Annotated in this window: 25 protein-coding genes and 1 riboswitch; of the genes, 12 read left to right on the top strand and 13 right to left on the bottom strand. The window is 66.3% G+C overall.

Features of this window, described 5'->3' with window-relative positions; genetic code table 11:
* Nucleotides 1–59 precede the first annotated feature (59 nt).
* Nucleotides 60–419 carry a VOC family protein gene (locus AC1ME3_RS11705; RefSeq protein WP_480953291.1) on the bottom strand — a complete coding sequence of 120 codons (360 nt, stop codon included), beginning with the start codon at nt 417–419 and terminating at the stop codon, nt 60–62.
* A gap of 177 nt (nt 420–596) precedes the next feature.
* Nucleotides 597–2,132: an aminoacyl--tRNA ligase-related protein gene (locus AC1ME3_RS11700; RefSeq protein ID WP_480955820.1), complete on the bottom strand. Its 1,536-nt coding sequence runs from the start codon at nt 2,130–2,132 to the stop codon at nt 597–599.
* Nucleotides 2,133–2,217: 85 nt separating this feature from the next.
* Here AC1ME3_RS11700 and AC1ME3_RS11695 point away from each other — a divergent pair, with 85 nt between their 5' ends.
* Nucleotides 2,218–3,114 (top strand): DMT family transporter, encoded by an 897-nt coding sequence (locus tag AC1ME3_RS11695; RefSeq protein ID WP_480953290.1) that lies wholly within the window; start codon nt 2,218–2,220, stop codon nt 3,112–3,114.
* A gap of 155 nt (nt 3,115–3,269) precedes the next feature.
* Here the strand turns inward: AC1ME3_RS11695 and AC1ME3_RS11690 are convergent, their stop codons facing one another.
* The 7 genes from AC1ME3_RS11690 to glmU all read right to left on the bottom strand — a co-directional run bounded on the left by AC1ME3_RS11690 (nt 3,270) and on the right by glmU (nt 12,458).
* On the bottom strand, nt 3,270–3,782 hold the full coding sequence (locus tag AC1ME3_RS11690; RefSeq protein ID WP_480953289.1) for a CcdC protein domain-containing protein: 513 nt from the start codon (nt 3,780–3,782) through the stop codon (nt 3,270–3,272).
* A 235-nt stretch (nt 3,783–4,017) separates the two neighbouring features.
* The gene (gene gcvPB, locus AC1ME3_RS11685) at nt 4,018–5,592 is read right to left on the bottom strand and encodes an aminomethyl-transferring glycine dehydrogenase subunit GcvPB (RefSeq protein WP_480953288.1); all 1,575 of its coding nucleotides are present in this window, start codon (nt 5,590–5,592) and stop codon (nt 4,018–4,020) included.
* Nucleotides 5,589–6,947: an aminomethyl-transferring glycine dehydrogenase subunit GcvPA gene (gene gcvPA, locus AC1ME3_RS11680; RefSeq protein WP_480953287.1), complete on the bottom strand. Its 1,359-nt coding sequence runs from the start codon at nt 6,945–6,947 to the stop codon at nt 5,589–5,591. Before gcvPA ends, gcvPB begins: the two co-directional genes overlap by 4 nt.
* Nucleotides 6,948–7,079: 132 nt before the next feature.
* On the bottom strand, nt 7,080–7,451 hold the full coding sequence (gene gcvH, locus AC1ME3_RS11675) for a glycine cleavage system protein GcvH (protein ID WP_132735659.1): 372 nt from the start codon (nt 7,449–7,451) through the stop codon (nt 7,080–7,082).
* Between the two features lies 1 nt (nt 7,452).
* The gene (gene gcvT / locus AC1ME3_RS11670) at nt 7,453–8,700 is read right to left on the bottom strand and encodes a glycine cleavage system aminomethyltransferase GcvT (protein ID WP_480953286.1); all 1,248 of its coding nucleotides are present in this window, start codon (nt 8,698–8,700) and stop codon (nt 7,453–7,455) included.
* A gap of 155 nt (nt 8,701–8,855) precedes the next feature.
* Nucleotides 8,856–8,959, bottom strand: a riboswitch (glycine riboswitch).
* Nucleotides 8,960–9,213: 254 nt separating this feature from the next.
* A complete protein-coding gene (glmS, locus tag AC1ME3_RS11665; RefSeq protein ID WP_480953285.1) occupies nt 9,214–11,037 on the bottom strand; it encodes a glutamine--fructose-6-phosphate transaminase (isomerizing) in 1,824 nt (607 codons plus the stop codon).
* A gap of 26 nt (nt 11,038–11,063) precedes the next feature.
* The gene (gene glmU, locus AC1ME3_RS11660) at nt 11,064–12,458 is read right to left on the bottom strand and encodes a bifunctional UDP-N-acetylglucosamine diphosphorylase/glucosamine-1-phosphate N-acetyltransferase GlmU (RefSeq protein ID WP_480953284.1); all 1,395 of its coding nucleotides are present in this window, start codon (nt 12,456–12,458) and stop codon (nt 11,064–11,066) included.
* Nucleotides 12,459–12,520: 62 nt separating this feature from the next.
* Here glmU and gph point away from each other — a divergent pair, with 62 nt between their 5' ends.
* Entirely contained in the window at nt 12,521–13,189 is a 669-nt protein-coding gene (gph, locus tag AC1ME3_RS11655; protein ID WP_480953283.1) for a phosphoglycolate phosphatase, read from the top strand.
* A complete protein-coding gene (locus AC1ME3_RS11650) occupies nt 13,186–13,545 on the top strand; it encodes a VanZ family protein (RefSeq protein ID WP_480953282.1) in 360 nt (119 codons plus the stop codon). The genes gph and AC1ME3_RS11650 overlap by 4 nt, the downstream gene beginning before the upstream one ends.
* Here the strand turns inward: AC1ME3_RS11650 and AC1ME3_RS11645 are convergent.
* The 4 genes from AC1ME3_RS11645 to AC1ME3_RS11630 are packed head-to-tail and all read right to left on the bottom strand — an operon-like array spanning nt 13,542 to nt 16,078.
* Nucleotides 13,542–14,531, bottom strand: coding sequence for a nucleotidyltransferase domain-containing protein (locus AC1ME3_RS11645; protein ID WP_480953281.1), 990 nt, complete (start codon nt 14,529–14,531; stop codon nt 13,542–13,544). The genes AC1ME3_RS11650 and AC1ME3_RS11645 overlap by 4 nt on opposite strands.
* A complete protein-coding gene (locus tag AC1ME3_RS11640) occupies nt 14,516–15,376 on the bottom strand; it encodes an HprK-related kinase A (protein ID WP_480953280.1) in 861 nt (286 codons plus the stop codon). The genes AC1ME3_RS11645 and AC1ME3_RS11640 overlap by 16 nt, the downstream gene beginning before the upstream one ends.
* Nucleotides 15,373–15,648 carry an HPr-rel-A system PqqD family peptide chaperone gene (locus AC1ME3_RS11635; protein WP_480953279.1) on the bottom strand — a complete coding sequence of 92 codons (276 nt, stop codon included), beginning with the start codon at nt 15,646–15,648 and terminating at the stop codon, nt 15,373–15,375. Before AC1ME3_RS11635 ends, AC1ME3_RS11640 begins: the two co-directional genes overlap by 4 nt.
* Before the next feature lie 4 nt (nt 15,649–15,652).
* Entirely contained in the window at nt 15,653–16,078 is a 426-nt protein-coding gene (locus tag AC1ME3_RS11630; protein ID WP_253070870.1) for a hypothetical protein, read from the bottom strand.
* 213 nt (nt 16,079–16,291) lie between these two features.
* Here AC1ME3_RS11630 and AC1ME3_RS11625 point away from each other — a divergent pair, with 213 nt between their 5' ends.
* From AC1ME3_RS11625 to AC1ME3_RS11585, 9 genes are all read left to right on the top strand, one after another.
* Nucleotides 16,292–17,518, top strand: coding sequence for an ATP-binding protein (locus tag AC1ME3_RS11625; protein ID WP_480953278.1), 1,227 nt, complete (start codon nt 16,292–16,294; stop codon nt 17,516–17,518).
* 46 nt (nt 17,519–17,564) lie between these two features.
* Entirely contained in the window at nt 17,565–18,623 is a 1,059-nt protein-coding gene (locus tag AC1ME3_RS11620; protein WP_480953277.1) for a substrate-binding domain-containing protein, read from the top strand.
* A 289-nt stretch (nt 18,624–18,912) separates the two neighbouring features.
* Nucleotides 18,913–20,289, top strand: coding sequence for a phosphate ABC transporter permease subunit PstC (gene pstC, locus AC1ME3_RS11615; protein WP_480953276.1), 1,377 nt, complete (start codon nt 18,913–18,915; stop codon nt 20,287–20,289).
* Entirely contained in the window at nt 20,282–21,580 is a 1,299-nt protein-coding gene (pstA, locus tag AC1ME3_RS11610; protein WP_480953275.1) for a phosphate ABC transporter permease PstA, read from the top strand. The genes pstC and pstA overlap by 8 nt, the downstream gene beginning before the upstream one ends.
* Nucleotides 21,580–22,359, top strand: coding sequence for a phosphate ABC transporter ATP-binding protein PstB (pstB, locus tag AC1ME3_RS11605; protein WP_480953274.1), 780 nt, complete (start codon nt 21,580–21,582; stop codon nt 22,357–22,359). The genes pstA and pstB overlap by 1 nt, the downstream gene beginning before the upstream one ends.
* Nucleotides 22,360–22,373: 14 nt before the next feature.
* Nucleotides 22,374–23,063, top strand: a complete 690-nt coding sequence (gene phoU / locus AC1ME3_RS11600; protein WP_056057297.1) for a phosphate signaling complex protein PhoU — start codon at nt 22,374–22,376, stop codon at nt 23,061–23,063.
* Nucleotides 23,063–23,755: a phosphate regulon transcriptional regulator PhoB gene (gene phoB, locus AC1ME3_RS11595; protein WP_055873047.1), complete on the top strand. Its 693-nt coding sequence runs from the start codon at nt 23,063–23,065 to the stop codon at nt 23,753–23,755. Before phoU ends, phoB begins: the two co-directional genes overlap by 1 nt.
* Before the next feature lie 128 nt (nt 23,756–23,883).
* Nucleotides 23,884–24,249, top strand: coding sequence for a hypothetical protein (locus AC1ME3_RS11590; RefSeq protein WP_056489016.1), 366 nt, complete (start codon nt 23,884–23,886; stop codon nt 24,247–24,249).
* A gap of 107 nt (nt 24,250–24,356) precedes the next feature.
* The gene (locus AC1ME3_RS11585; RefSeq protein WP_480953273.1) at nt 24,357–25,271 is read left to right on the top strand and encodes an SDR family NAD(P)-dependent oxidoreductase; all 915 of its coding nucleotides are present in this window, start codon (nt 24,357–24,359) and stop codon (nt 25,269–25,271) included.
* Nucleotides 25,272–25,335: the final 64 nt, after the last annotated feature.

Raw genomic sequence — 25,335 nt, 5'->3', positions numbered from 1 at the left:
CGAGTTCTAGTACGCCACGAACCCGGCAGTTCGTCAAACCAGCTTAGCGCTTATCGTCCTCATGCAGCACCCTCGGGTTGCCAGAGTTCGATCGGGTTGCCTTCCGGATCGTGGATGCGGGCGAAACGGCCGAAGCCGGGCATGTCCCACTCGGGATTGGTGATTACCGCAATCCCGGCCGCGCGGAGCGTCGCGATCAGGACATCGATATCGTCGACGCGCAGGTTGAGCATCCACGGGCGATCTGCAGGGAAATAGTCGGCATCGACAGCGAACGGCGCGAAGACGCTGGGTCCGGCCTGCGTTTCCCACGATCCATAGGGCACCGAGCCGACACCGAGATGCTCGACATACCATGCGCGTATCCCCTCCGGGTCCTTTGCCCGAAAGAAGAGGCCGCCGATCCCGGTCACGCCCATAGCCGCCCCCTGATGTCACCGCGCCAAAGCCGAGGCGATGATAGCAGACGGGGCATGGCGACACAGCCGACAAACCGGTCCGTTTCGGTTGCTCCATGGCATCGGGTATCCGAGCTACTCCCGGCACAGCGCCGGTAAGCAGCCTTGGACGTGACGCCGGTCCCAGCTTGTCAGCGCCTAGTAGGCGCGGCCGATCAGGATGCGTTCCACCGCGGGTTCGCCGGTGAAGATGCAAGCGCCGTCATCGCACCCGGTCTGGCCCATCGGCGCGTTGCGGATCGTCAGCTTAAGTGCCTTGAGACGCTCGACGACCTTGTCGAGCGCCGCGCCGGTCGGCTTCGACCAGCGGACATCGACCCAGCCGGGGTTCTTCACGCCGTCGGCAAAATGCGCCTCGACTGCGGCGAAGTCGTTCGCCGGGACAATGTTGCCCTTCACGCGGTTCATCGACTCGACGTGGAGCGTCGCCTGCACTTCGGCCAGCATGCCCGAGACCTCGCCGACGAACGCGTCGCGCGGCGTGGCGACGCTGTTGAGCTTCCCGTCCTCGCGGTAGAGGCGATCGCGGCGAATGACCGTGACGTTACCGCCGGCCATGTCGCGGCCGCCGACCTCGATCACGATCGGGGCGCCCTTCTTGACCCAGCCCCAGCGCTTGGTCGCGGCCTTGGCGGGTTTCAGGTCGAGCAGCGCGCGGACCGGTTCCCCAAGCGCGGACTGCTTGGCGAGTTCAGCCTGGAGCGACTTGCAGTATTCGACGATCGCCGCGTCCTCGGGGACGTCGCGCAGCATCGGCACGATCACGACCTGCCAAGGGGCGATCATCGGCGGCACGCGCAGGCCGTCGTCGTCGCCGTGGACCATGATGACCGCGCCGATCATCCGCGTCGACACGCCCCAGCTGGTGGTGTTGCACAGCTCGAACTCACCGCCCGCATTCTGGAAGCGGATGTTCTGCGCCGACGCGAAGTTGGTGCCGAGGAAGTGCGAGGTGCCTGCCTGGAGCGCCTTGCCGTCCTGCATCATCGCCTCGATGGAGTAGGTCGCGACGGCGCCGGGGAAGCGCTCGTTCTCAGGCTTCTCGCCGGCGATGACGTGGACGCCGAGGCACTCCTCCGCGAAATCGCGATAGACTTCGAGCATCTTGAGCGTCTCGTCGCGTGCCTCGTCGGCGGTGGCGTGCGCGGTGTGGCCCTCCTGCCAGAGGAACTCGCTGGTGCGCAGGAACATGCGGGTGCGCATTTCCCAACGGACGACGTTGGCCCATTGGTTGATCAGGACGGGCAAGTCGCGCCACGACTGGACCCAGCGCGCGAACGCGGCGCCGATGACCATCTCGGAGGTCGGGCGGACGACGAGCGGCTCCTCGAGCTTGGCGTCGGGGTCTGGGATCAGGCGACCGTAACCGTCGGCCTTGAGGCGGTGGTGCGTGACCACGGCCATTTCCTTGGCGAAGCCGTCGACGTGCTCGGCCTCCTTCTCGAAATACGAGAGCGGGATGAAGAGCGGGAAGTAGCAGTTCTCGTGTCCGGTCGCCTTGATGCGGTCGTCGAGCAGGCGCTGGATACGCTCCCAGATGCCATAGCCCCAGGGGCGGATGACCATGCAGCCGCGGACGCCGGATTCCTCGGCGAGATCGGCCTCGGAGATGACGGCCTGGTACCAGGCGGAGAAATCCGCCTCGCGGATGACGGGGAGTGCGCGCTTTATCATGGGGTGCGGATAGCGGGTGCGCGGGGGTTCGTCACGTGTGAGTTGCGGGGTGGCGACGCGGCGGTGGTTTGCGTAGGGGTCGCGCATGCCCACCGACCGTATCCTTCCCGCCATCGGCATGCGGTTGCTGTCGGTCGTGATCTTCGCGCTGATGAATACCGCGATCAAGCTGGCCGAGCGGCACGGCGCGAGCGTGTCGGAGATCCTGTTCTTCCGGCAGTTCGGCGCGTGTCTGCTGGTGTCGGCGGTGATCGTCGCGGGGCCGGGCCTGCCTTCGGTCAAGACCAAGCGGTTACCTGCGCATGTCGTGCGGGCGATCGTGGGGCTTTCGGCGATGGCATTTACCTTCAACGGGATCGTTGCGTTGCCGCTCGCGGAGGCAACGACGATCGGGTTCACGGTGCCGGTGTTCGCGACGATCCTAGGGGCGCTGGTGTTGCGCGAGCCGACCGGGTGGCATCGCTGGGCGGCGGTCGCGACTGGCTTTGCAGGGGTGTTGATCGTCGCACAGCCCGGAAGCGGGGATCACTTTCCGCTATGGGGTGCGGGGTGTGCGCTGGCGGGGGCGTTCGGGACGGCGAGCGTGTCGATCCTGTTGCGGCAGATCGGCAAGACCGAGAGCGCGCTGACGACGGTATTCTGGTTCTCGGCGCTGTCGTTGATCCCGTTGTCTGTGTTCTATGGAAGGGCGGCGCAGTCGCATGATCTGGTCGCGTGGATGTGCCTGGCGAGCGTCGGGATCTTTGGCGGGCTGGCGCAGATCGCGATGACGACATCGTTGCGCCTCGGGCCGGTGTCGGTGGTGGTGCCGATGGATTATTCGAGTCTGTTGTGGGCGACGTTGCTGGGGTGGCTGGTGTTCGACACGCTGCCGGCGGAGGCCACTTGGGTCGGGGCGCCGGTTATCGTGGCGAGCGGGTTGTATATCGTGTGGCGGGAGCATGTGCGGCGGCGGGAAGAGACTGAGCAGGCGATTGCTTGATGGCGAGACCCTCGATCCTCCCCGGCCAGGGGGAGGTGGCGCCGAAGGCGTCGGAGGGGGAGGACACGGAACGGAGGTTGCCCTTTCCTCCCCCTCCGTCTGGCAAGGGCCAGCCACCTCCCCCTGGCGGGGGAGGATCGTTACCAGGCGGCGGGTTAGCGGACGCGTGCCGTTTCTAGCATCCGCTTGGCACGGAGGTACATTTCGATGCGTTGGGTGGTGAACAGGCCTAGCGCGAGCGCGACCAGCATGTCGGTGATGGCGAAGGCGTCGAGGTGGAGGGCGTGGCCGTCGCCGATGACGGCGCGCGCGCCGGTGCGGACTGCGACGATCGCGACGATGAACAGGACCGCTGCCGGGGAGGACGTCGTGTTGAGTGCGTGGCTGTCGGGATCGATCGTGATCCGCATGAGCTTGCCGCGTTGCCAGCCTAGTGCTGCGCCCATGACCAGGGCCAGTGCGCAGAACAGCCAGGCGAAGCCGTGCGGCGGGTACATCACGAACATGTACAGCGCGACGGCGGCGTAGAGCGTTGGGAAGATCCAGAGGCGTTCGAGCTTGAGCGGCTTTACGATACTCATGCGGCGCCAGCGGACCGCGAAGACTATGCCGATGACGACCGCGGTGATCGCGTAGCTGATCCAGCCTTGTGCTTCGTGCGCCTGCATTGCGTGCCCCTGCCCCACATTCCAAGCGGTGTAGTATGAAGACAGTACAGACGTAGTAAAGAGCGGTTCGCGCTACCCTTACCGTCATCCTGACGAAAGTCAGGACCCAGAGTAACGGGCGCCACCCTTCATGGCTCTGGGTCCTGACTTTCGTCAGGATGACGGAGCATTTGAGGGATGCTCCGTCTCCAGAAATCGATTGAAGCCGTGCCGAGGCGCCGCTTGCCTGGGTTCGTTACTCCGCGGCCTGCGCCAGCGGGGCCGGGTCTTTCCAGACCAGCACCGGTTTGCGCGCCGCGAGCGTCTCGTCGAGGCGGGCGCGGGGGGCGAAGTGCGGGGCGGTCTTGAGGCTGGGGTCGCCGGCCTTGGCGCGTTCGGCGACCGAGCGGAGTGCGGCGATGAACTGGTCGAGGGCTGCCTTCGATTCGGTCTCGGTCGGTTCGACCAGCATCGCGCCGTGAACGACGAGCGGGAAATACATCGTCATCGGGTGGAAGCCCTCGTCGATCAGGCCCTTGGCGATGTCGATCGTCGAGAAGCCGGCGGCGAGGCCGGAGTCCGAGAACAGCGCCTCGTGCATGCACGGACCTGACGGGCCGAACGGCGCGTCGAGCGTGTCGTCGAGGCTGCGCAGGATGTAGTTTGCGTTGAGCACTGCATCCTCCGACACCTGGCGCAGCCCGTCCGCGCCGTGGCTGAGGATGTAGGTCAGTGCGCGCGTGAACATGCCCATCTGGCCGTGGAACGCGACCATGCGGCCGAAGCTGCCGGCATGGTGTTCGCCTGCGGTTTCCTCCTCGACGAGGACGAACTGGCCGTCCTGGTTCTCGACGAACGGGAGCGGTGCGTAGGGAGTCAGAGCCTCCGAGAACACCACCGGGCCCGAACCCGGACCGCCGCCGCCGTGGGGCGTGGAGAAGGTCTTGTGCAGGTTGATGTGCATCGCGTCGATGCCGAGATCGCCTGGTCGCACGCGACCGACGATCGCGTTGAAGTTCGCGCCGTCGCAATAGACGAAGCCGCCCGCCGCATGCACCGCGTCGGAGATCTCGCGCATGTCGCGCTCGAACAGGCCGCAGGTGTTGGGGTTGGTGATCATCACGCCGGCGACGTCGGGGCCGAGTCGGGCCTTCAGCGCGGCGGTGTCGACGCGGCCTTCGGCGGTGGCGGGGATATCCTCGACGCTATAGCCGGCGAAGGCTGCGGTGGCGGGGTTGGTCCCGTGCGCGCTCTCGGGGACGAGAATGATCTTCCGCGCGCCTTCGCCCTTGGCTTCGAGGGCGGCGCGGATCGCGAGGATGCCGCAGAGCTCGCCGTGGGCGCCCGCCTTGGGGCTCATCGCGACCGAGGTCATGCCGGTGAGCGTGACGAGCCAGTGCGCGAGCTGGTTGATGACTTCCAAAGCGCCTTGCACCGTGTCGACTGGCTGGAGCGGGTGGACGTCGGAGAACCCGGGCAGTCGCGCCATCTTCTCGTTGAGGCGCGGGTTGTGCTTCATGGTGCACGAGCCGAGCGGGAAGAAGCCGAGGTCGATGCCGTAGTTCTGGCGCGAGAGGCGGGTGTAGTGGCGGACGGTTTCGGGCTCGGAGAGACCGGGGAGGCCGATCGGCGCCTTGCGTGTCAGATCGCCGAGCATGTCGTGCGCGACGTCGCCTTCGCCGAAGTCGACGCCCGTCGTCTTCGCATCGCCGATCTCGAAGATCAGCGCTTCCTCCAGCATCAGCGCCTTGTTGCCGGTGACACTCGCGGGAACGCCGCTGGTGCTCGCCTCGGGAGCCGTAGGGCGCCAGCCGCTCTGGTTGATGCTCATGCCAGTATCTCCTCGAGTGCGGTGGCAAGCGTTTCGACGTCCTCCGCGGTGGTCGTCTCGGTCACGGCAACGACCAGTCCGTTAGCGAGGTCGTCATTGCCGGGATAGAGCCGGCCCAGCGATACGCCCGCGAGGATGCCTCGCTCGGCCAGCGTGCGGACGACAGGGCGGGCTTCGACGGGGAGCTTCAGCGTGAATTCGTTGAAGAAGTGCGTGTTAAGCAGCTCGACCCCCGGCACCTTCGCCAGTCGACGCGCGGCGTGGACCGCACCCGCGTGGTTCAGCCCTGCAAGGCGTCGCAAGCCGGCTTCACCGAGCAACGTCATATGGATCGAGAAGGCCAGCGCGCAGAGGCCGGAGTTGGTGCAGATGTTCGACGTCGCCTTCTCGCGGCGGATGTGCTGCTCGCGGGTCGACAGCGTGAGGACGAAACCACGGCGGCCGTCCGCGTCGACGGTCTCGCCGCAGAGGCGGCCCGGCATCTGGCGGACGTATTTGTCCTTGCACCCGAACAGGCCGACATAAGGCCCGCCGAACTGCAGGCCGACGCCGAGCGACTGGCCTTCGCCGACGACGATGTCCGCGTCCATCTCGCCGGGCGAGGTGATCGCGCCGAGTGCGACCGGCTCGGTGACGACGGCGATCAGCAGCGCCTTCTTCGCGTGGCACGCATCCGCGAGCGGGCGCAGGTCGGCGATGCGGCCGAGGATATCGGGGTACTGGACGACGACGCACGACGTATCGTCGTCGATCTTCGCGATCAGCTGATCGAGGTCCATGTCGGCGACCAGTTCGGGCGCGGTCGTGTCGAGCACGTCGCCGGTGAACTTGGCCATCGTGTTCGCGACCGAGACGTAATGCGGGTGGAGACCCGACGACAGGATCGCCTTGCCCCGCTTGGTGATGCGCCGGGCCATCACGATCGCTTCCCAGCACGCGGTCGAGCCGTCGTACATCGAGGCGTTGGCGACATCGGTGCCGAGCAGACGCGCAACCTGCGTCTGGAACTCGAACAGCATCTGCAGCGTGCCCTGCGCGATTTCCGGCTGGTACGGCGTGTAGGCGGTGAGGAACTCGCCACGCTGGATCAGGTGGTCGACCGAGGCCGGGACGTGATGCTTGTACGCGCCGCAGCCGAGGAAGAACGGTGCTTCGCCCGCGGTGAGGTTCTTCTTGGCGAGCGCCGACATGTGGCGTTCGACCGCCATTTCGGATGCGTGCATTGGCAGGTCGCGGACCGGGCCGTCGAGGCGGGCGGCTTCGGGAACGTCGACGAAGAGGTCGTCGATGGTCGCGGCGCCGATGACGGCGAGCATTTCCGCGCGGTCGGGCTTGGTCAGGGGAAGGTAGCGCATCGGCATCGACTCCCCCCTCCCGCATGCGGGAGGGGTCGGGGGTGGGCGCCCGGCATCAAACGGGCGGAACGCTGGAGGAGAGCGCGCGCCCACCCCCTGCCCCCTCCCGCTAGCGGGAGGGGGTTCTAAAAATTACAGCCCTTCGACGAAGGCTGCGTAGGCGGCTTCGTCCATCAGGCTGTCGAGTTCGCTCGGGTCGCTGAGCGTCAGCTTGAAGAACCAGCCCGCGGCTTCGGCATCCGAGTTCACCAGGCTGGAATCGTCGGTCAAAGCCGCGTTGCCCTCAGTGACGGTGCCCGAGACGGGGGAGTACACGTCGGACGCGGCCTTGACCGACTCGACGACTGCGGCTTCGTCGCCCTTCGACAAGGTCTTGCCGGCTTCGGGCACGTCGACGAACACGACGTCGCCGAGCTGGCTCTGCGCGTATTCGGAGATGCCGACGGTGCCGACATCACCATCGACGTCGACCCATTCATGATCCTGCGTGAAGTAACGGCTCATATCACTTGGCTCCTGCGCGGACGTAGCGGTGGGGAATGAAGGGCATCGCGGTGACGGTGGCGGTGTGGACCTTGCCGCGTTGCGCGATCTCGATGCGGGTGCCGGGCGTCGACAGTGCGAGCGGCACATAGGCCATCGCGATCGGCTTCCCGAGGGTGGGTGCGAAGCCACCGCTGGTGAGGCGGCCGATCGTCGCGCCGGTATCGTCGATCACTTCGGCGCCTTCACGCGCGGGCTGGCGGCCCTCGACGATCAGGCCGACGCGCTTGGTGGCGGGGCCGTGCTCGCGCTGGGTGAGGATACGCTCTGCACCGGGGAAATCGGCGGCTTCGCGGCGACGCTTCGACAGCGCGAAACCGAGGTCGGCCATCACCGGCGTGATCTCGGGATCGAGATCGTGGCCGTAGAGCGGCAGGCCGGCTTCGAGACGCAGCGAGTCGCGTGCGCCGAGGCCGATCGGCTTGACCTCCGGGAGCGCAAGCAAGGCGTCGGCGAACGCGACGGCGTGCTCGGCGGGGAGCGAGATCTCGACGCCATCCTCGCCGGTATAGCCCGAGCGGCTGATCCACAGCGGTACGTCGTTCCAATGGAACGCGCCGGCGGTCATGAACACGAGCGCGTCGACGCCGGGGACGATCCGCGCGACCGCTTCGACCGCCTTCGGGCCCTGCACTGCGAGAAGCGCCTGGTCTTCGAGGATATTGATCGTGACGTCGTCGGGGAGGTTCTCGATCAGATAGCTGATGTCGTCATACTTGGTCGCGCCGTTGACGACGACGTAGAAGCTGCCGCTTGCGGTCGGCGGCGGGTGCAGCGGGTCGTACGCCTCGGGCTCGACGTCGGCCGCGGAGAAAGGCGACGGCTGGTCGTCGGGCAGGCGCGTGGCCATCAGGTCGTCGAGGATGCCGCCGTCCTGCGCGAGCAGCAGCGAATAGCGCATCTTGCCCTCGCCGAGCCCTGCGATGTCACCCGGCAGGACGGTTTCGAGCGCGTGCGCGACGCCTTCGCCGGAGAAGACGAGCTGGCCCATGTGGCTGACGTCGAACAGGCCCGCCGAGTCGCGCGTCCAGGCGTGTTCGGCCATGATGCCTTCATACTGGATCGGCATCTCGTAGCCGGCGAACTCGACCATGCGTGCGCCGTGCGCCCTGTGCCATGCGTCAAGCGGCAATGGCAGGACCTCGGGCTCGACGTAATCGTCCGCCTGGTCGATGATGCTGGCGTAGTCGCGCAGTTCTGGGTCGCTCATATCCGGTCTCCGTCGAAGGGGCGCGCGGCACCAATGGGTGCAACGATCCGAACCCCCTCTGTCACGGGACCTGAGAGCTTTCGCGCCGGATATGTCCAGCGCTTACCCCTTCGGTGGCCCTCGACTCACGTCAGGACGCTTTCCAGAGTGTCGATTGCTCCTGCGCGGTCTCTGGTGCCTGAGAGATTCCGGGGTGGTTGCTCCTTCGGCGGTTCCATCAGCCCTGAAAGGACCGGAAACGCTCTCCCGCGCGGTGCCATGCCGGTTGCCCGACATCGACGCCGCGAGTTGTGACGCGGCGCACAATCTTAGTCAATCGAGGGTTTGGGATTCGAGGAGAAAACGCCTGCTCGACCTGAGAGGAAAGCACCACCCCGGCGAAGGCCGGGGCCCAGTTGGAAAGGTCGTCGTAACAGCGGACCATCCGTCGTTACTACTGTCCCCCAACTGGGCCCCGGCCTTCGCCGGGGTGGTGTCTGGGGTTGGGTGTACCAACCCTAACCATGCCGCGCGTTACTCGACCGTCACGCTCTTCGCCAGATTGCGCGGCTGGTCGACGTCCGTACCCTTCAGCACCGCCACATGATACGCGAGCAACTGCACCGGTACCGCGTACACCAAAGGCGCGATCAGTGGGTGGACCTTGGGCATGGTGATGGTCGCCATGCAGCCTTCGCCGGCGGCCTGGATGCCGTCGTAATCCGAGATCAGCACGACCTTGCCGCCGCGCGCCATGACTTCCTGCATGTTGCTCACGGTCTTGTCGAACAGCGGGCCCGAGGGCGCGATGACGATGACGGGGACATGCTCGTCGATCAGCGCGATCGGGCCGTGCTTCATCTCGCCGGCGGCATAGCCCTCGGCGTGGATGTAGCTGATTTCCTTCAGCTTGAGCGCGCCCTCGAGCGCCAGCGGGTAATCGGTCCCGCGGCCGAGATACAGCACATCGCGCGCGCCGGCGATCTTGTGCGCCATCGCCTCGATCGCCTCGTCATACGCGAGCGCGCCGTTGAGCGCGGCGGGCGCCTCGGCGAGGTGGCGGACGATCTCGCGCTCCTGATCCTTCGTCAGCAGCCCCTTGGCATGCGCCAGATTGGCCGCAAGTGCCGCAAGAACCGCGAGCTGGCAGGTGAACGCCTTGGTCGATGCCACGCCGATTTCAGGCCCCGCATGGGTCGGCAACAGCAGGTCGGCCTCGCGCGCCATCGTGCTGGTCGGCACGTTGACGACGACCGCGATCTTCTGGCCTTCGGCCTTGGCGTGGCGCAGCGCCGCGAGCGTGTCCGCGGTCTCGCCCGACTGCGAGATGAAGAGAGCGAGGCCGCCATCCTCCATCACCGGCTCTCGGTAGCGGAACTCGGACGCGACATCGAGGTCGACGGGGACGCGCGCGAATTGCTCGAACCAGTATTTGGCGACCATGCCGGCGTAGAAGCTCGTCCCGCACGCGACGATCGTCACGCGTTTGATGCTCGATAGATCGAACTCGGGGATCGGCAGCGTGATCTCGCCTTCCATCCGCTTCAGGTACGAGCGCAGCGTCTGAGCCACGACGATCGGCTGCTCGTAGATTTCCTTCAGCATGTAATGCTTGTGGTTGCCCTTCGAGATCACGTCGCCGGTGATCCCCGAGATCGTGATCGCGCGTTCGACAGGCGCGTTGTCGCGGTCATAGACCTGCGCGCCGTCGCGGGTCAGGACGACCCAGTCGCCCTCGTCGAGGTAGGCGATACGCTGCGTCAGCGGGGCGAGCGCCAGTGCGTCGGAGCCGAGATACATCTCGCCTTCACCGTGGCCGACGACCAGCGGCGAGCCGAGCCGCGCGCCGATCAGGAGATCGGGATGCTGGCGGAACAGGATGGCGAGCGCGAACGCACCGTGAAGGCGCGGCAGGATCTCGCGGACCGCCGACACGGGGTCCATCCCCGCCTCGATCTTCTCGCTGACCAGATGCGCGACGACTTCGGTGTCGGTCTCGCTGGTGAACACGCGGCCGCGCGCGATCAGTTCGTCGCGCAGCGGCTTGAAGTTCTCGATGATGCCGTTGTGGACAACCGCGACCTCGCCAGTGGCATGGGGGTGCGCGTTGTTGGTCGTCGGGCCGCCATGCGTCGCCCAACGCGTATGCGCGATACCGGTCTTGCCGGGCAGCGGGTGCGCGGCGAGTTCGTTCGCCAGATTGACCAGCTTGCCCGACGCCCGACGCCGCTCGATCGCGCCGTCATTGTCGGTCGCGATGCCGGCCGAATCATAGCCGCGATATTCGAGCCGCTTCAGGCCATCCAGCAGACGACCGGCAACATCTTCGCCGCTCAGGATTCCAACGATACCACACATTTACATCATACTCCGTGGAACGGGTCTTACTTGCCGCTTGCTTGGGCGGCCTTACGCGCGATCATGCCGTCGCGAAAGCGCCTGGCCCAGCCGGGCCTTGCGATTTGCGGCGGGCGGACCAGTGCCAGCGCATCGGCCTCGACGTCCTGAGTCACGACCGATCCCGCGGCGACGATGGCACCTGCGCCGATCGTGACAGGCGCGACCAGTGCGGAGTTCGAACCGATGAACGCGCCCTCGCCGATCACGGTGCGGTATTTGAAATAACCGTCGTAGTTGCAGGTGATCGTCCCCGCGCCAATATTCGCGCCAGCGCCGATGTCCGCGTCGCCGATATAGGTGAGGTGGCTGACTTTCGCCCCTTCGCCGATGATCGCCTTTTTTACCTCGACGAAATTGCCGACCTTGGCATCCGCACGCAGGTCCGCGCCGGGGCGGAGGCGGGCGAACGGACCGACGTTCGCGCCCTTGCCGACCGAGGCGCCCTCGATGTGGCTGAACGCGTGGATCGTCGCGCCGTCGGCGATGCGCGCGCCGGGGCCGAACACGACGTTGGGCTCGATCACGACGTCGCGGCCGAGGACCGTGTCGTGCGAGAACCAGACCGTGTCGGGCGCGATCAACGTGACGCCGTCGGCCATCGCCTGAGCACGCCGCGCCGCCTGCCATGCGCCTTCGACGCTGGCGAGCTCACCGCGACTGTTGACGCCGGCGACCTCGTCCGCGCCGGTTTCGATGACCGCGGACGATCGGTCGGCGGCTGCGGCAAGCTCGACGATATCAGTAAGGTAATATTCGCCCGCCGCATTGTCGTTGCCGAGCCGGTCGAGCAACGCGAACAGATCGGTCGATCGTACCGCCATCAGCCCGGAATTGCACAGCGTCACGGCGCGTTCCGCCTCCGACGCGTCCTTATACTCGACAATCCGGTCCATCCGGCCCGCGGCATCGGCGATGACGCGACCATAGGCCCCGGGATTTTCAGGGCGAAAGCCCAGCACGACGACGGCGGGCGTGTCGTCGGCGTTCAACCGGTCGATCATCCGCTGCATCGTCGTGGCGGTGACCAGCGGAACGTCGCCGTAGAGGATCAGGACGTCGCCCTCGAACCCGGCCAGCGCCTCGCGGGCCTGCGCGACCGCGTGACCGGTGCCGAGTTGTTCCGCCTGGAGCGCAGTGGCGATCCCAAGCGGCGCCACCGCCGCCTCGACCTGTTCACGCCCTGCCCCCGTCACGACGACGGTCTTCGCCGGCTGCAACGCCGCCGCGCTTGCGACGAGATGCAGCAGCATCGGTCGGCCGGCGATCGGATGAAGCACCTTGTGAAGATCAGATTTCATCCGCGTACCCTTGCCAGCGGCGAGGATTACGACTGCGATGGGGTGGACTGGAATCGGTTGGTCGATAGAATGCGTCGTCATGGAAGGATCGCTGCCACGAAAGCCTTGCCAATTCCATAGTCTCGCTGGCAGGCCCGCACCCAATGACGCATTTTTTATTCGATATCGTCGGGTTTGACCTCGACGGCACGTTGCTGGACACGAGCGGCGACCTAGCCGCCGCGGTCAACCACGCGCTTGCTTCGGTCGATCGCCCGCCCCTCACCGTCGAGCAGGTCAAGCCGATGATCGGTGGCGGTGCGCGGCACATGCTCAAGCAGGGCCTGACCGCGACCGGCGGGTATGACGAACCGATGCTCGACACGCTGCACGCCGAACTGCTCGCCTATTACGAGGCGAATATCTGCGTGCTGACAAAGCCGTATCCGGGGGTGATCGACGCGCTGGACGCTTTGGCTGCGAAGGGCGTGACGCTCGGGATCGTCACCAACAAGATCGAACGGTTCGCAAGAACCGTGCTGAGCGAGCTCGGCCTGACCGATCGGTTCGCCTGCATACTCGGCGGCGATACACTGGCCGAAGCCAAGCCATCGCCGATGCCTATCCGCGAGATGGTCAAATTGTGCGGTGGCGGCCGCGCGGCCTTTGTCGGCGACTCGATCTTCGATATCCAGGCGGCGCAGGCGGCGGGACTGCCCGCGATCGCGTGCAGCTTCGGATTCCTGATGCAACCGGTCGCGGACCTTGGCGCGGAGGCGGTGATCGACGACTTCGCCGAACTGATCCCGACGCTGGAAAGGCTCGCCGCATGAGCCGGACCACTGTCACGCGCATCGCACTTGTCCTGGCACTGGTGTTCGCAGTCACGATGGCGCTGCTGCCAAAGCCGCCGCACATGCCGATCGACCGGTTCGGCGACAAGGCCGAGCACATGCTGGCATTCGCGACGATCGCGGTGCTGGCGGCGCTGTCCTATCCGACGGCGCGCCTGTCCCGGATCGGCGAGCGGCTGTCGTTCCTCGGCGCACTGATCGAAGTTCTGCAGTCGATCCCTTCGCTGCACCGCGATTGCGACATCTTCGACTGGATCGCCGATACGTGCGCGATCACCGTCGTTCTGCTGATCATCTGGGCAATACGACGGGGACGTGGCGCGCGCCTGAACTAGCCCTTGCGCCACTTCGTCCAAAGGTGCCGCACCAGCATCGCCGGCGGCATGCGGAGCCAGTGCGAGCGGACGTAGAAGGCGAGGCGCGTGAGGGGGCGGGTCGGCCTGCCCCAGCCGTCGCGTGCGGTGACGCGGCGGATATAGGCATGGTCGATACCGCTCGCCCTGCCCTCGCCGAACAGAACTTCAACCAGCCGAAGCGACCGCGTTACCTCTCGGTAAAGACCGTGACGTCGTGCCTCCTCGTTGAGGCCGTCGGTGCCGAACTCCTCGACCAGACAGCGGATGTCCCACAGATTGCGGAGACCACCGGCGAGATCTCCATCGGCGAACAAATGCGCTGCGGCATGAACCAGCATGCCGTTGGGGGAAAGCGTACGCAGACCATTCTCCAGCAGCACGCTGCCGACGATCAGTGCCGCCGCATCCGGCGTGATCCGCGCGGTCAGTGGCAGGATGGTGTGGTGGACGTCGATCATCCGGTCGCGGTCGCGGTGGATCAGCGGTGGCAGTTCATGCATCCAGCGGCGGTAATAGGCGTCGTCATATGGGTCTGGCTTCACCCATTCCCAGCCGGCCGCTAGCAGCGCCGTCTCGACCGCATCGATCGATCCACGCGGGACGAGAATGTCGAGGTCGCCGATCGAGCGGCCCTGCCCTGCCGACAAGCCTGCCGCGACGAATGCGGTGCCCTTCAGCAGGATGACCGGGCAATCGACGTCGGCGAGCGCTCGCCGTGCCATCTCCGCCTCCCAGAGCGCGGCGCGGCGGCCGTGTTCGGCGGCGGCGCGGGCGTCTGCGAGAATCGCCTTCACGCCATCCGGCATCGGCAGGCCGTCGAGACGCATCGCCAGCGTACCGATCAACTGCTCCGCTCTCGCCATGGTCAGCAGTGCGGTCCAACCCTCCGCATCGAACTCGACGACGCTGCCCGGATCGGCGAGCGCGCGGGCGAGGATGCGGGCGTCGCTCACAGCGCGGACCATAGCGCCTCGACCTGCTCGATCGCGCTTGCCCCGTCCGGATAATCGATCGCGACCGAAGGGACGTCGGCGATCAGGCCCGTCAAAGCGCGAAAGCCGGCCTCGCCCAGCGCGACGTAATTCGTCGAGGCCTGCGTCATCCGCACGAACGCCTCGGCCGGCGGCACCGGTCGCGTCTCCGGCTCGAAACCATAGCGCGGGAAGACGAGCAGTGCCGGCGTCGCAGGCACATCCATCGCCGCGATCGCACGCGCGTCGGGCACCATGTGGCGGATGTCACCTTTCGGTGTCGCTGGCATCAGCGGCCCCATCCGCGCATCAGGCCACGCCGACTCGGCCGCAGCAATCGCTTCGTTCTTGAGACTGATCAATCGCGGGAACGCGTGGATCTCCCCGGTCGCGGGATCGAGCAACGCGAACTCGTCCCCCATGAACCGCCAGCCCTTCGCCGCCAGCAAGGTCGCGAGCGTCGATTTACCTGCGCCCGAGATGCCGGTCATCAACAGGGCACGACCATCGCGCTCGACTGCGGACGCGTGGAGCAGCAGATAGCGGCGGGCACCTAGGGCCATCTGCAGGTTCATCGCCATCTCGGCTGCGAGCAATCCTTGGCGGAGCGGCAAGGGTGCAGCTTCGGGGAGCATGTAGTCGCCACCGATCTCGACGGACGGGCGGATGAACCGTCGCCAAGGCCGGCGCGCGAACAGGCGGACGGTGAAGTCGGGGACGCCGTCGTGCGGCTTTGGGTAATCGCGGTACAGGCTTTGGAGTTCGGCGATAGGCGCGCGCCAGTCGGAGCCGATGCGGAAACCGACCGGCCCGATGCGGACGGAAAAAACGTGCCTCATGCCCGCTCGATCAGTCCGGCTTCGACGAGTTCTACAAGCCGTGCCGCCAAAGCCTCACGCGTACCGTCATCGAGATCATAGTCCCGTCCAAGTCGCTCCAGGAGGACGTCCAGCGACGATGCTCCTTCGCCCAACACCGCCAATATCTGCGGCGCTGGCTCGGTCAGCAAATGCGTGATGCCCGATGCGCGGTGATAGACCGCGGTGAATTCATCGAGCGGCGCGATCAGCAGGCCTCCGTCGGGCGGTCCGCGAAAGATCGTCCCTGACACGGCCTCAGCCGCGCGGCATCTGCAACGATGCGAAGCAGGTGAAGCCGCCCTGGCCGCGCTGCAACCGGCGGATATACTTGACGTACGCGCGGCTGCGGTCCGAATCGGTGCCGGGCAGCGTGCTGCCGCTCGCCATCGCGCGCTTGACCTCTTCGCCCTTGAACGCGCGCGTCGAGGGTGGGAATGCGCCCTTGGTACGCGCCGGTACGACGCCGCCGTTCGCATCAATATAGCTGCCGGCGCGGCCCGGATCGGGCACCGGAATCTCGCAGTTCAACACCGAACCCGCGGTCTGCGCGAGCGCCGGGCGAATCGACACCACCATGCCTGCGGTCACCGCTCCGAGCGCCAGCACGCGACGACGCGATGGAACGCCGGTGTCGGTCTCCGCGGTTGCGACCGGATCTTGGTTGAGTTCGATGTCGTCCATGATGCCCCTGCTAGACCACAGCCCTTTCATAATCCTGAAGCGCTTACAACATCGCCGTATCGACGCTTGGGAGAGCGTGCCGGAGTAGGACGACTTCACACGCCGTTCGTTTCCGCGGTCGGCAAGTCGACGGCGCCAACAGACGATACCGGTTTGCACCGTGCCGCTGTATGGCGCTGCGCATGGACGTCGATTCCGTCCCAGGAGACCGCAATGCTTTCCGGATTTGGCCTGCGTACGTTTTGGGCGATCGTCGTGGTCGTCATCGCTGCCGTGGCGGTGTTCGCGCTTACGCATGACGTGCAGGGCGCGATCGTCGCGCTGGTCGGCGGGATCGCCGCCGCGCTGGTCGCCGCCGGCACCGGGGACGAAGCGCCGGCTCCCGATGACGCGACGAGTGTGTCGCCGTCCGTGCTCGACGACGTGCTCGACGCGATCGTTGCGCCGGTGATGCTGGTCGAGGATGGACGTGTGGTGGTCGCCAATCGCGCCGCGCGGACGTTGCTCGGCTCTCACATTCTTGGCGAGGATGCGCGCGTGGCGATCCGCCATCCCGCCGCTGCCGAGCGGCTGGGAACGCCCGGACCGATCGACGGCGAACGGCCGATCGAGCTGGTCGGGCTCGGCACGCGTGACCAGCGCTGGGAAATGCTGCTCAGCGAGACGTCGGAGGGCCAGCGCATCGTCCACCTCGTCGACCAGACTGGCAACTACGCCGCCGAGCGGATGCGGATCGATTTCGTCGCCAATGCTAGCCACGAATTGCGTACGCCGTTGGCGTCGATCCTTGGGTTTATCGAGACCCTGCGTGACGAGGCTGGCGAAGATGCGGAGGTCCGCGCGCGGTTCCTCAAGGTGATGGACGACGAGGCGCGGCGGATGCAGCGGCTGGTCGAGGATCTGATCTCATTGTCGCGCATCGAGGCGGAGAAGTTTCGCCTGCCCGACCAGGCGGTCGATTTCGCGCAGCTGGTCGAAGACACGCGCGAGGAACTGGCCGACGCCGCGGGCGATCGCGGACACGATCTGGTTGCGACGATCGATCCAAACCTCTCCTCGGTGTCGGGGGATCGGGTGCAGCTGTCGCAGATGCTCCACAATCTCATCGGCAATGCGATGAAATACGGGCGTGCGGGGACGCCGGTGACGATCGAACTGAAGCGCGACGATGCCGGTATGATCCGCTTGTCGATCCGCGACGAGGGCGACGGGATCGCGGCGGTGCACATTCCGCGGCTGACCGAGCGTTTCTATCGTGCCGATGCGGGACGCAGCCGGTCGCTGGGCGGTACGGGTCTTGGGCTGGCGATCGTCAAGCACATCGTCGAGCGGCACCGCGGGCGGCTCGATATCGGAAGTCAGGTCGGCGTCGGTACGGTGGTTTCAGTCATCCTGCCCCCGAGCGGCGGCGCGACCAAAGGCGCTGTCATAAAAGGGTAACCCAACTGTCACACAGGATCGTCTTAAGTACCGCTAAGGCCGGTGCATGACGGGAATTCTGGTGCAGCGGTTCGTTCTTCTAGGGGTGGTTGGGGCTCTGGCCGCGTGCGTCGATCAGGCGAACGGCGGCGGGGCGGGCTCGCGCGACCAGATCACCGCGGTCGGGTCGTCGACAGTCTATCCGTTCACGACGATGATCGCCGAGCAGCTCGTCGCGAACGATCCCGATGCGAAGGCGCCGGTGATCGAATCGACTGGGACCGGCGCGGGGATGAAGCTGTTCTGTGCGGGCGTCGGCGCGGCGCATCCCGATATCGAGGACGCGTCGCGGCGGATGAAGGCGAGCGAATACGCGACCTGTGCGAAAAACGGCGTGCGCGACGTGATCGAGATCCAGGTCGGGATCGACGGCATCGCCTTTGCCGAGGCGAAGAACGGCCCGAAGATGCAGCTGACGCCGACCGATCTCTACAAGGCGCTCGCCGCCAATCCGGGGGGCAAGGTGAACACGGCACGCGTCTGGCGCGACGTGAACCCGGCGCTGCCCGCGGTGCCGATTCAGGTTTACGGGCCACCGGCGACCAGTGGCACGCGCGACGCGCTGGCCGAGCTGATCCTGACCAAGGGATGCGAGGCGAGCGATCCCTCGGCCAAGGCGCTCGCGAAGTCCGATGCCGAGGCGCACAAGGCGCTGTGCACGCGAGTGCGCGAGGACGGCGTCTATGTCGATGCGGGCGAGAACGACAATCTGATCGTCCAGAAACTCCAGTCGAACCCGAATGCGATCGGCGTGTTCGGGTACAGCTATCTCGAAGAGAATAAGGACGACGTGAACGGGGTATCGATCTCGGGCGTCGCGCCGACCTATGCGACGATCGCGGACAACGCGTATCCGGGGTCTCGGCCGCTGTATATCTATGTGAAGAAGGCGCATCTTACCGCGATTCCGGGGTTGCGGAACTTGCTGAAGCTGTATGCGGCGAACTGGGGTGCGACGGGGCCGTTGGTGAAGCGGGGGTTGATTGCTTCGCCGGCGGGGATCCAGGCGCGGTCGGCGGCGATTATTGCGAATGAGACGGTGCTCGATCCGGCGGTGCTGTCGTGATGTTTGGCCGACGCAATCGCACGCCCCTCCTCGTTCCCCCGCGAAAGCGGGGGCCCAGGAACCACACGCGCTATCCTGGCTTAGCTGGGCCCCCGCGTCCGCGGGGGAACGTGAGTTTGGCATCGGCAACATCGCCGAGTAGCGCCACCACCCCGGCGGAGGCCGGGGCCCAGTTGGGCAGCGTTGCATTGGTGGGTGCTGCGCTCCGTTACCTCGACCTTTCCAACTGGGCCCCGGCCTCCGCCGGGGTGGTACGTACATGCGTGCAGACCCAAGGTGCGCACGCCTGATGTCCCCCATCGCTCTCCTGTTCCTCGTCCTCGGCCTGGGCCTGATCGGCTGGCTCACCGCACGAGTCCGCGCCACCCGCTTCCGCGCCGGCAGCACCGTGCGGTTCAGTTCGCTGCCGTCGCATCACGGCTGGTACGTCGCGTTGTGGACCGCGATCCCGCCGCTCGTATTCCTCGTGGTCTGGTCGATGACCGCGCCCGCGCTCGTCACCGATGCGGTGCTTGCGACCCCGGCAGCGATCCAGCTCCCGCCGCCCGGCTTCGACCGCGCCTCGATCCTGTCGGAAGCGCGCAGCCTCGCGGAGGGACGCAGCTTCGGTGCGTTCCACGGGCTCGCCCGCACGCTCGCGCCCTCCTACGCCGCGGCGCAATCGCGCTACGACTGGATCGCCACCGCCGCCGCGCTGCTGCTCGCCTTTGCCGGCGGTGCGTTCGCGTTCACGCGCGTCAAACCCGGGTTCGGCGCGCGGACAGAGGTCGAGCGGGTCGTGATGCTGATGCTGCTCGGCGCCTCGCTGATCGCGATCCTGACCACGGTTGGTATCGTCGCCTCGCTGCTGTACGAGTCCGCGCGGTTCTTCTCGGTCGTGCCGATCACCGACTTCCTGTTCGGCACGCACTGGAGCCCGCAGGTCATCGACGCGCGCGATCCAGGCGCGTCGCTCGGTGCGGTGCCGCTGTTCTGGGGGACGTTCTTCATCGGCGCGGTGATCGCGATGATCGTCGCCATTCCGTTCGGGCTGATGAGCGCGATCTACCTCACGCAATATGCCGCGCCCAACACGCGCAAATGGATGAAGCCGATCCTCGAGGTGCTCGCGGGCGTGCCGACCGTCGTCTACGGCTATTTCGCCGCGCTGACCGTCGCGCCCGCGGTGCGTGACCTCGCCGTGTCGGTCGGGATCAGCTGGGCGTCCTCGGAAAGCGCGCTCGCCGCGGGGCTCGTGATGGGCATCATGATCATCCCGTTCGTGTCGTCGATGGCCGACGATTCGATCGCCGCGGTCCCCTCTTCGATGCGCGACGGCAGCCTCGCGATGGGCGCGACCTCGTCCGAGACGATCCGCCGCGTACTGCTCCCCGCCGCCCTCCCCGGCGTCGTCGGCGGCGTGCTGCTGGCCGTTTCCCGCGCGATCGGCGAGACGATGATCGTCGTCATGGCCGCAAGCGGTGTCGCGACGCTGACGCTCAACCCGTTCGCTAGCACCACCACCGTCACCAAGCAGATCGTCGACCTGCTAACCGGCGAGGCCGAGTTCGACAGTCCCAAGACGCTCGCCGCGTTCGCGTTGGGCCTGACGCTGTTCGTGGTCACGCTCCTTCTCAACATCGTCGCGCTGCGCGTCGTCAAACGGTACCGCGAAGCCTATGAGTGACACGCTCGTGCCCCAGATTCCGGTGACGAATGCGGAGCCGGTGCGCCGCGTGCCGACCGACTGGACGACGCAGGCGATGCAGTCGCGCATCCGCCGCCGCTATGCGTCCGAGCGTCGCTTCCGCTTTGCCGGGCTCGCCGCGGTATGGCTGTCCGCCGCGTTCCTCGCTTACCTGCTGATCACGATGGTGATGCAGGGCGCGAGCGGGTTCGTCGAGACGCGCGTGTCGCTCCCGGTCGATCTCGCCGCCGCCAAGCTGCCGATCGAGCCCGCCCGCCTCGTCGGTCGCGGCGCCGATCTCGCGCTTGCCGGTGCAGGGCTGGAAGGCACGGTCGACCTCGCCGCGACCAAGGCATTCGGCAAGGACGGCACCGACCTTCTCTCCGACGGCGCCTGGGCGGTGGTCCGCGATGCGATCAAGGCCGATCCGTCATTGCTCCAGCGCAGGACCGTGTTCGAAGTCCCCGTCTCCAGCCCGATCGACGTCGCCGCCAAGGGCAACGGCACGCGTGACGCCGAAGCGGTCGTCGCGCGGCTGAAGGCGAGCGGCGCGCTGACCCGCGGGTTCAACGCCGGCTTCCTCACCTCGGCGGACTCCACCGATGCGACGCGCGTTGGGATCTGGGGGGCGTTCAAGGGCTCGCTGCTGACGATGATCGTCACGCTGTTGCTGGCGTTCCCGATCGGCGTGCTGTCCGCGCTGTATCTCGAGGAATATGCGCCGAAGAACCGCTGGACCGACCTGATCGAAGTGTCGATCAACAACCTCGCGGCGGTGCCGTCGATCATCTTCGGCCTGCTCGGGTTGGCCGTGTTCCTCGGCACGTTCGGCATGCCCCGCTCGGCACCTATAGTGGGCGGCCTGACGCTCGCGCTGATGACGATGCCCGTCATCGTCATCGCCGGCCGCAACGCGATCAAGGCGGTGCCGCCGTCGATCCGCGACGCCGCGCTCGGGATCGGCGCGTCGCCGGTGCAGGTGGTGTTCCACCACGTCCTGCCGCTCGCTTTGCCTGGCATCCTCACCGGCACGATCATCGGCATGGCGCGTGCGCTCGGCGAGACCGCGCCGTTGCTGATGATCGGCATGCGTGCGTTCATCGCCGCGCCGCCGTCCGGGCTAAGCGATCCCGCGACCGTGCTGCCCGTCCAGATCTTCCTCTGGTCCGATCAGGTCAGCCGCGGCTTCGTCGAGAAGACCTCCGCCGCGATCATCGTCCTGCTCGTGTTCCTGCTCGCGATGAACGGCGTCGCGATCTACCTCCGCAACCGATTCGAGACCCGCTGGTGATGCCAAAACATTCTAAGCCTTCCATCCTCAAGATGACGGCGCGCAACGTCTCCGTCGCCTATGGCAGCAAGATCGCGATCAACGACGTCTCGATCGACGTCGACCAGGACGAGGTTGTGGCGTTCATCGGTCCGTCGGGCTGTGGCAAATCGACCTTCCTGCGCACGCTCAACCGCATGAACGACACCGTCGCCAGCGCGCGCGTGACCGGCGAGATCAAGCTCGACGGCCAGGACATCTATTCGCCCGACATGGACGTGGTGCAGCTCCGCGCGCGCGTCGGCATGGTGTTCCAGAAGCCGAACCCGTTCCCGAAATCGATCTACGAGAACGTCGCCTATGGCCCGCGCATCCACGGCCTCGCCGGCGCGAAGGCGGATCTCGACCGGATCGTCGAGAAGTCGCTGCGGCGGGCGGGCCTGTGGGACGAGGTCAAGGATCGGCTGAGCGACAGCGGTACGGCGCTATCGGGCGGCCAGCAGCAGCGGCTGTGCATCGCGCGCGCGATCGCGGTCGATCCGGAGGTCATCCTGATGGACGAGCCGTGTTCGGCACTCGATCCGATCGCGACCGCGAAGATCGAGGAGCTGATCCACGAACTGCGCGGCCGCTATGCGATGGTGATCGTCACGCACAACATGCAGCAGGCGGCGCGCGTAAGTCAAAAGACCGCGTTCTTCCACCTCGGTACGCTGGTCGAATACGGCAACACCTCGGACATCTTCACCAATCCCCGCGAAGAGCGGACCAAGGATTACATCACCGGCCGTTACGGCTGAGTCGGGAAACGACTATGAACACGCATACGGTCAAGGCCTTCGACAACGACATCGGCGAGCTCCGCGGGTTGATCTCGCAGATGGGCGGGCTCGCCGAGGACGCGATCGACAAGGCGATGCAGGCGCTGCAACGCAACGACCTCGCGCTCGCGGAGCAAGTGCGCGTCGCCGACAAGCAGATCGACGTCATCGAGGCGGAGGTCGAGCGGCTCGCGGTGCGGATCATCGCCCTGCGCGCGCCGATGGCGGTCGATCTCCGCGAGGTGGTCGCCGCGCTGAAGATCGCCGGCGTCGTCGAGCGGATCGGCGATTATGCCAAGAACATCGCCAAGCGCGTGCCGATGATCGAGAGCGAGCACCGGATCGAGCCGATCTCGATCCTGCCCGCGATGGGCCGGATGGCGAGCGAGATGGTCCACGACGTGCTCGACGCGTTTGCCGCGCGCGATCCCGAAGAAGCCGTCCGCGTCGTCGAATGCGACAATGCGCTCGACGATTTCTACGACAGCATATTCCGCACGCTCGTCACCTACATGGTCGAGAATCCGCGGACGATCGGTCAGGTCGCGCATCTGCTGTTCGTCGCCAAGAACCTCGAACGGATCGGCGATCACGCCACCAACGTCGCCGAGATGGTCTATTTCGCCGCGACCGGCACGCAGATGGTCGATCGCGAACGCGGCATAAAGAAGGAGCAGGCATAATGGCACGCGCAAAAATGCTGCTGGTCGAGGACGATGCTGCGCTGGCCGAATTGCTGGTCTGGCATTTCAAGCGCGAGGATTTCGAGATCGCGCATACCCCCGATGGCGAGGAAGCGTTGCTGCTCGCCAAGGAGAAGGTGCCCGACATCGTCCTGCTCGACTGGATGGTCGAGGGGCTGTCGGGGATCGAGGTCTGTCGTCGCCTGCGCCGTGCGCCCGAGACGCAGAACGTGCCGATCATCATGCTCACCGCGCGTGGTGAGGAGGAGGATCGCGTGCGGGGCCTCGAAACCGGTGCGGACGATTACGTGACCAAGCCGTTCTCGCCGCGCGAACTCGTCGCGCGCGTGGGCGCGGTGTTGCGCCGCGTCCGCCCTGCCCTCGCCGGTGAAGCGCTCAGCTATGCCGACATCGAGATGGACACGGTCGGCCACAAGGTCCGTCGCTCGGGCGAAGTCGTCTCGCTCGGACCGACCGAATTCCGGCTGTTGAAGCATTTCCTCGAGCATCCGGGCTGGGTGTTCTCGCGCGAACGCCTGCTCGATGCGGTGTGGGGTCATGACTCGGATATCGAGAGCCGGACGGTCGACGTGCACATCCGGCGGCTGCGGAAAGCGATCAACGTCGGCGAGCGTCCGGACATCATTCGCACTGTCCGTTCAGCAGGGTATTCGCTCGATACGGGCGGATAAGGACTCTGTCCCGATGTGGGTCTAGCGGCGGGACGAATGGAATCGGATGCGAAACGAAGGACCCAAGCGCGACTTAGTGCGTTCAGACGTCGCGCTACCAAAATGGTGCACCCATTTAGGAGATTCACATGAAGTCCATCCTTCTCGCCGCTGCCGCTCTTCTCGCGTCGCCCGTGATCGCCCAGACGACGCCACCGGCAGACCCCGCCGCGCAGACCGCACCGGCCGATCCGGCGATGCAGACCGCACCGGCCGATCAGGCTGCCCCTGCCGATCCCGCAGCACCTGCTGCACCAGCAGATCAGGCGATGGCTGCTCCTGCCGATCCGGCAGCGGCACCAGCCGCACCGATGGCAGGCGCGCCAATGGCGCCTGGCGCAGGTCGCGTGACGTTCGGCCAGCCGACGGTAACGCCGCCGACGCCAGCGCCGGCGACGTATCCGGTGTGCTCGAAGACGGTCAAGGACGGCTGCCGCAACCGCGGCGGCAAGTAAGCTGCGGAGCAAGCGGCGGGTGATCCCGCCGCTTGCCCGATGACTTGCATCGCCAGCTTTACGTTCTAGGAAAGGCGCTCCAACGATAAGAGAGGAGCGCCTTTTCCATGTCTGAGAACTTTGGATCTATCAGCTTTGAAGGCCGCGTTGCGATCGTCACCGGCGCAGGCGGCGGTCTCGGCCGCGAATATGCGCTCGAACTCGCTCGCCGCGGCGCAAAAGTCGTCGTCAACGATCTCGGTGCGTCCCGCGACGGCACCGGTCATTCCGACGCCGCGCTGAAAGTCGTCGAGGAAATCGAAGTGGCCGGCGGCGAGGCGATGTCGAACGGCGGCAGCGTCACCGAGTACGACCAGATGGTCGAGATGGTCGCCCGCGCTTCCGAGAAATGGGGCGGCGTCCACATCCTCATCAACAATGCCGGCGTGTTGCGCGACAAGAGCTTCGCCAAGATGGAGCCCGCCGACTTCAAGTTCGTCGTCGACGTCCACCTCAACGGCTCGGCCAACGCCACCAAGGCAGTGTGGGACACGATGCGCGCCCAGAATTACGGCCGCATCCTGATGACCGCGTCGTCGACCGGTCTCTACGGCAATTTCGGCCAGGCGAACTACGGCGCCGCTAAGCTCGGTCTCGCCGGGCTGACCAAGACGCTCGCGATCGAGGGCGCGAAGAACAACATCAAGGTCAACACGATCGCGCCGACCGCGGGCACGCGGATGACGCAGGACATCTTCCCCGAGGAAGCGTTCAAGGCGTTCTCCCCCGACAAGGTCGCGCCCGCCGCGGTGTTCCTCGTGTCGGAGGACGCGCCCACCAACATGATCGTCGGTGCGGGCGCTGGCGTGTTCCAGGCGGCGTATGTGACGCTGACGCAGGGGAAATTGCTGACCGGCGACGACCTGTCGGTGGAGGGTGTCGCGGCGCACTGGGACGCGATCATCGACCGCGCGGGCGAGATCGTCCCGCAGTCGGGCTCGGAACAGTCGATGACTATCCTGAGCAAGTTGCAGGGGCGCTGACGGTCGCACTTAGTCCAGGTCGCAGAACGCCATCGTAAACGATCCTCCCCCGCCAGGGGGAGGT

The sequence above is a fragment of the Sphingomonas sp. BL2 genome (assembly GCF_056680015.1).
Note: the sequence above shows the minus strand (reverse complement) of the source record. Positions and strands in the feature narration are given on the sequence as shown.

What these genes read in the sequence shown, in the direction of transcription:
- AC1ME3_RS11705 (WP_480953291.1), bottom strand. Translation starts at nt 419, where the DNA reads ATGGGCGTGACCGGGATCGGCGGCCTCTTCTTTCGGGCAAAGGACCCG.
- AC1ME3_RS11700 (WP_480955820.1), bottom strand. Translation starts at nt 2,132, where the DNA reads ATGATAAAGCGCGCACTCCCCGTCATCCGCGAGGCGGATTTCTCCGCC.
- AC1ME3_RS11695 (WP_480953290.1), top strand. Translation starts at nt 2,218, where the DNA reads ATGCCCACCGACCGTATCCTTCCCGCCATCGGCATGCGGTTGCTGTCG.
- AC1ME3_RS11690 (WP_480953289.1), bottom strand. Translation starts at nt 3,782, where the DNA reads ATGCAGGCGCACGAAGCACAAGGCTGGATCAGCTACGCGATCACCGCG.
- gcvPB (WP_480953288.1), bottom strand. Translation starts at nt 5,592, where the DNA reads ATGAGCATCAACCAGAGCGGCTGGCGCCCTACGGCTCCCGAGGCGAGC.
- gcvPA (WP_480953287.1), bottom strand. Translation starts at nt 6,947, where the DNA reads ATGCGCTACCTTCCCCTGACCAAGCCCGACCGCGCGGAAATGCTCGCC.
- gcvH (WP_132735659.1), bottom strand. Translation starts at nt 7,451, where the DNA reads ATGAGCCGTTACTTCACGCAGGATCATGAATGGGTCGACGTCGATGGT.
- gcvT (WP_480953286.1), bottom strand. Translation starts at nt 8,700, where the DNA reads ATGAGCGACCCAGAACTGCGCGACTACGCCAGCATCATCGACCAGGCG.
- glmS (WP_480953285.1), bottom strand. Translation starts at nt 11,037, where the DNA reads ATGTGTGGTATCGTTGGAATCCTGAGCGGCGAAGATGTTGCCGGTCGT.
- glmU (WP_480953284.1), bottom strand. Translation starts at nt 12,458, where the DNA reads ATGACGACGCATTCTATCGACCAACCGATTCCAGTCCACCCCATCGCA.
- gph (WP_480953283.1), top strand. Translation starts at nt 12,521, where the DNA reads ATGACGCATTTTTTATTCGATATCGTCGGGTTTGACCTCGACGGCACG.
- AC1ME3_RS11650 (WP_480953282.1), top strand. Translation starts at nt 13,186, where the DNA reads ATGAGCCGGACCACTGTCACGCGCATCGCACTTGTCCTGGCACTGGTG.
- AC1ME3_RS11645 (WP_480953281.1), bottom strand. Translation starts at nt 14,531, where the DNA reads ATGGTCCGCGCTGTGAGCGACGCCCGCATCCTCGCCCGCGCGCTCGCC.
- AC1ME3_RS11640 (WP_480953280.1), bottom strand. Translation starts at nt 15,376, where the DNA reads ATGAGGCACGTTTTTTCCGTCCGCATCGGGCCGGTCGGTTTCCGCATC.
- AC1ME3_RS11630 (WP_253070870.1), bottom strand. Translation starts at nt 16,078, where the DNA reads ATGGACGACATCGAACTCAACCAAGATCCGGTCGCAACCGCGGAGACC.
- AC1ME3_RS11625 (WP_480953278.1), top strand. Translation starts at nt 16,292, where the DNA reads ATGCTTTCCGGATTTGGCCTGCGTACGTTTTGGGCGATCGTCGTGGTC.
- AC1ME3_RS11620 (WP_480953277.1), top strand. Translation starts at nt 17,565, where the DNA reads ATGACGGGAATTCTGGTGCAGCGGTTCGTTCTTCTAGGGGTGGTTGGG.
- pstC (WP_480953276.1), top strand. Translation starts at nt 18,913, where the DNA reads ATGTCCCCCATCGCTCTCCTGTTCCTCGTCCTCGGCCTGGGCCTGATC.
- pstA (WP_480953275.1), top strand. Translation starts at nt 20,282, where the DNA reads ATGAGTGACACGCTCGTGCCCCAGATTCCGGTGACGAATGCGGAGCCG.
- pstB (WP_480953274.1), top strand. Translation starts at nt 21,580, where the DNA reads ATGCCAAAACATTCTAAGCCTTCCATCCTCAAGATGACGGCGCGCAAC.
- phoU (WP_056057297.1), top strand. Translation starts at nt 22,374, where the DNA reads ATGAACACGCATACGGTCAAGGCCTTCGACAACGACATCGGCGAGCTC.
- phoB (WP_055873047.1), top strand. Translation starts at nt 23,063, where the DNA reads ATGGCACGCGCAAAAATGCTGCTGGTCGAGGACGATGCTGCGCTGGCC.
- AC1ME3_RS11590 (WP_056489016.1), top strand. Translation starts at nt 23,884, where the DNA reads ATGAAGTCCATCCTTCTCGCCGCTGCCGCTCTTCTCGCGTCGCCCGTG.
- AC1ME3_RS11585 (WP_480953273.1), top strand. Translation starts at nt 24,357, where the DNA reads ATGTCTGAGAACTTTGGATCTATCAGCTTTGAAGGCCGCGTTGCGATC.